At 60.8% G+C, this 3,711-nt stretch carries 6 protein-coding genes and 1 pseudogene; 6 read left to right on the plus strand and 1 reads right to left on the minus strand.

Features of this window, described 5'->3' with window-relative positions; all coding sequences use genetic code 11:
- The 6 genes and pseudogenes from AC1D12_RS27725 to AC1D12_RS27750 form a co-directional block, all read left to right on the plus strand.
- Positions 1 to 86 (plus strand): annotated as a pseudogene (locus AC1D12_RS27725) (GFA family protein); the annotation flags it as partial.
- Positions 87 to 528: 442 nt separating this feature from the next.
- Positions 529 to 1,029: a DUF5063 domain-containing protein gene (locus AC1D12_RS27730; RefSeq protein ID WP_477844280.1), complete on the plus strand. Its 501-nt coding sequence runs from the start codon at positions 529 to 531 to the stop codon at positions 1,027 to 1,029.
- Between the two features lie 67 nt (positions 1,030 to 1,096).
- Positions 1,097 to 1,522, plus strand: coding sequence for a VOC family protein (locus AC1D12_RS27735; RefSeq protein ID WP_477829037.1), 426 nt, complete (start codon positions 1,097 to 1,099; stop codon positions 1,520 to 1,522).
- A gap of 72 nt (positions 1,523 to 1,594) precedes the next feature.
- Positions 1,595 to 2,053 carry a hypothetical protein gene (locus AC1D12_RS27740; protein WP_477844282.1) on the plus strand — a complete coding sequence of 153 codons (459 nt, stop codon included), beginning with the start codon at positions 1,595 to 1,597 and terminating at the stop codon, positions 2,051 to 2,053.
- 66 nt (positions 2,054 to 2,119) lie between these two features.
- Positions 2,120 to 2,548 (plus strand): hypothetical protein, encoded by a 429-nt coding sequence (locus AC1D12_RS27745; protein ID WP_477844284.1) that lies wholly within the window; start codon positions 2,120 to 2,122, stop codon positions 2,546 to 2,548.
- A 150-nt stretch (positions 2,549 to 2,698) separates the two neighbouring features.
- Positions 2,699 to 3,310 (plus strand): hypothetical protein, encoded by a 612-nt coding sequence (locus AC1D12_RS27750; protein ID WP_477844286.1) that lies wholly within the window; start codon positions 2,699 to 2,701, stop codon positions 3,308 to 3,310.
- 8 nt (positions 3,311 to 3,318) lie between these two features.
- On the opposite strand, the gene AC1D12_RS27755 is transcribed toward AC1D12_RS27750, so the two are convergent.
- Positions 3,319 to 3,711 (minus strand): LysR substrate-binding domain-containing protein (locus tag AC1D12_RS27755; RefSeq protein WP_477844288.1); only part of this gene is annotated, 393 nt, incomplete at its 5' end.

Raw genomic sequence — 3,711 nt, forward strand, 5'->3', positions numbered from 1 at the left:
ACATGGCTGCGATCAATATCCGATGCTTGGAAGGCATCGATCTCGCATCTGTTCCGGTCACGCACTTCGATGGGCGATCTAGGTGACGATCGCCGCCTCGGTTGCGCATGCAGTGGTGACTTCTCCGTGACCGACCTGAAGCCGGAGTTCTCCGCATCAATGCTGCCATGAGGAACCCTTCAATCTGCCCGGTGTGTCAGTCGCGCGAACTCGTCGAAGGGCGAATCCTTGCTGATGGCTCAGAAAGCGGTGCCGCCGAGAAATTCTTCCCGAGCGGGCTGCGCTTCCTGTTGCTGAGGCGATCCGTGCGGTTGACAGGCAGGGAGGCTTTCAGAGCTTGCACGGACTGCGGGCACGTCTGGAATCAGCTCGATGCCACGGAGTTGCGGGAGCTGATCGAGCACGGAGCGTCGGAAGGGCTGAAGCGAAAGCTCCAGAGCCGCAAATGATGTCCCGGAAGGGGGGCTCGACATGCAGGTGCTGGTGCGCGAGGTTCGGGGTGACTCATTGCGCGGAAAATGAGCAGTCATGCAACATCCCTCCAACGCTTCGATTGCCAATTTCGCCGAGGTGGCTCGCGGCTACTGCTCTTGGTGCGAGGGCGAGTCGTTGGGTCCGGACCCGGCGTCTCAGGCCGCCGGCTGGCTGGCGCGCCTCTACGCGGCTGCGCTTGTGCTCCCAGACCGGGATGCCGAGAACGACAGGGAACTGCCGGATCTGCCCCAGCCCGGGGCGGACTGTGCAAAGTCGAACCTTGCGCCGTTTCTTGGCTGGTACTACCGCGAGTTTTTTGATCCCGATCCGACGCTTGCCGACGAATCCGGCATGGGCGATGTCGGTGATGACTTGATGGACATCTACCGAGACGTCAGAGCGGGCCTCGTCTTGTTCGACAGCGGCGATGTGAACGACGCGGTCTGGCATTGGTCGTTTCTTCACCGGATCCATTGGGGCCGACATGCCGTCGGCGGTCTGCTCGCGCTCCACTGCATGCACGTTTCGAAGGACAGACCTTCGGGGCTGGGTTAGAAGACCTGGAAAACGCTTCAAGTTCTGCGTTCTCACACAGCCTCGGCCAGCAGCTGGCGATTCGAAGATGAAGCAATCACTTGGCCTGGTTTCTGTCGTTGTTCGAGATTACGACGAGGCCCTGTCGTTCTACGTGGACACACTTGGGTTCTTGCTGGTCGAGGACTCTTTTGTCCCTGAACAGAACAAGCGGTGGGTGGTCGTTTCCCCGCCTGGCGCCACAGAGTCGCGGCTTCTGCTCGCTCGCGCATCAGATCCGCAGCAGGTTGAGCGGATAGGACGTCAGACTGGCGGGCGGGTTTTCCTGTTTCTCTACACGGACGACTTCGAACGCGACTACGCGCGTTACAGGGCCAAAGGTGTGTCGTTCGTACGCCCTCCAAAGGTCGAACCCTACGGCAAAGTTGCGGTGTTCGAGGATCTCTACGGCAACCTGTGGGACCTGCTTCAACCCAGTCTGCCCGTTGGTCGCGACACTCCGAACCCGGTTTGATGGGTGCAGCGTCGGACAGCTCGTGGAGAGGTTGTTCTTGCATGAGCGTCTCGCTCGGGGCCCAAAAAATACATGAAGCCGCACTTGTTATCACCGCTGGTTCTGGTTGTTGCGATGCATGCGGTGCTTGCGCAGGAGCCCACTTCTGCCCAATCAGAACTTCAGCGGACGCACATCGAGGCGAATGTTCCGCTGCAGGACGAGTTCGAGCCTCTTCTGCAACGCGACCTGCTCACATTCTTCAAGCGGGCTCACGGCTCGACCGTCACGACCATCGAAGTTCAGCCTCTTCGCCTTGGCCCGACGCAGTCCGGTGTCTCATACCCCAAGTTCTATCTTTGGGTGAAGGCAATGGCTGGTTCGTCAGTTCAGCAGGCGGGTGCCGTTAGAGTTGCCGCGATACAGCGCACTCGTTTTGAGGTCACCGACTTCTTTCCCGTTGAAAGCATTAAGGAGAGACCGGATGAGGTCGGACAGGTGTTCCCGGCAGCACTCGTGCGCACCATTCAGGAACGGGCGGCCAGCCAGTAAGGCAGTGTGAGGGCAGTCTGGGAGAATGACTGCCAACGAAAGTGCGTGCGCATGTGGAGGAGCCAAGTGACCATCGATACGCCCGGAATGCTCGGCATCATCGCTCGCAAGAATGAGCGGACGAGAGCATTCATCGACCGCGAACGGTCCAGAATTCTCTCTTTTCGGCAACGACGGGAGCCAGACGTTTCCATTGCTGATGTTGATGCGTCGCTCAACCAAGACGATCAACTCATCGGGTTGTCCTTGGCGATGAACGGCGCCGATCTTTCTCTGGCCATTGACGAGCTGCAACAGGACGGCTGCCAGCGCGGTCAGGACTTCGTCGTCACCAGTTCCGCTGAAGGGGTTCTGGACATCCCACTGCCCGCCTGGCTCTCGATGGAAGAGCGCTCGATGGGTCCGCTTCCAGACTCCATGGCTGGCAGGGGCAAGGCAACCGAGGAAATGTGGACGCGTCAACGACGCAAGGTCTACACGTTCGTGCACGACTGATGAGCGACGAAGACAACGATCGCGTACAGCAGGTTTGATGCAGCCCTCGCTCCTCATCTCGGCTTGGCCCGCTGATGCCAGCACAGCTCGCGCAGCCCTGGCCCATCGCATGAGACGATTGCGCCTGGCTTCAAACGATGTGCATCTCACATGCTGCTGCAACTGCGCAAGATCCGACGACGAATCAAGGAGGCCTGCGAGGACGTTCGCATCCACTACATGTATGCGAAAGCCGGCGTCAAGTTTCGCAAGCCCACCGCCGACGAAAAGCGGCTGGCGATGGGTGTTCGCGATCTCATCGATGCGGGCTTCTCCATGGAGTTCGATGCACGACAAGAGCATTGGATCACGCGCGCCTTTCCTGGCGGAGACTTCGAGATCAAGTACTCGTACAACTACGAGGATGAAAGCAGTCTCGCGAGATTCCTGATGATCACGCGCGTGGAGATTGCCAACGATGTTGCGGGAGCAGAAGAGCTGTTTCGCGACGGCAATGCTTCAAGGGAAACCGGCGCGGCATCCGTCGGCGGCCGCTTTGTCTTCAAGGGAAACCTGCAGAGCTGGGGCGACAACGCATACGGTGCGCTGACCCTCGCCGAGCCCAACGAAACGGTGGTCGGCTGTGTCCTGTCCTTCCAGAAGGAACGGTTGGTCTACACGATCGTTCTGCGCGGGGCGTTTTTTGAAGACGCGGAGCAGGTCGAAGAGATCGTTTATCCCCATCTGGAGACTGCACTCGCCTGGTCGCGCAGAGCTGCCTGACCTTGCCGTCACGCCTGCTGCTGCCGGCACACCTCCAGCACCACGCCCCGCAGCCACCGATGCGCCGGGTCGCGATCGAGTCGCGGGTGCCACATCTGCGAGATCGTGATGTGCTCCGTCGGCACCGGCAGCTCGAACGAGCGCAGCGCGTTGCTCGCCCTCAGGTGCTCGAAGTACGACGCGGGGATCAGCGCCACCATGTCGGTCGCGGCCGCCGTCGACAGCGCGGTGCCGAAGCTGGGAACGATCACGGCGACATTGCGCTTCAACCCGGCGGCGGCGAGTGCGTCGTCCACCGRCCCGGTGATTCGCCCGCGGCGCGACGTGACGACGTGGTCGCAGGCCGCATACCGCTCGGGCGTGATCTCGCCGTCGGCCAGCAGCGGGTGACCCTGTCGCAC

The sequence above is a fragment of the Rhizobacter sp. P1_G5 genome, assembly GCF_056405435.1.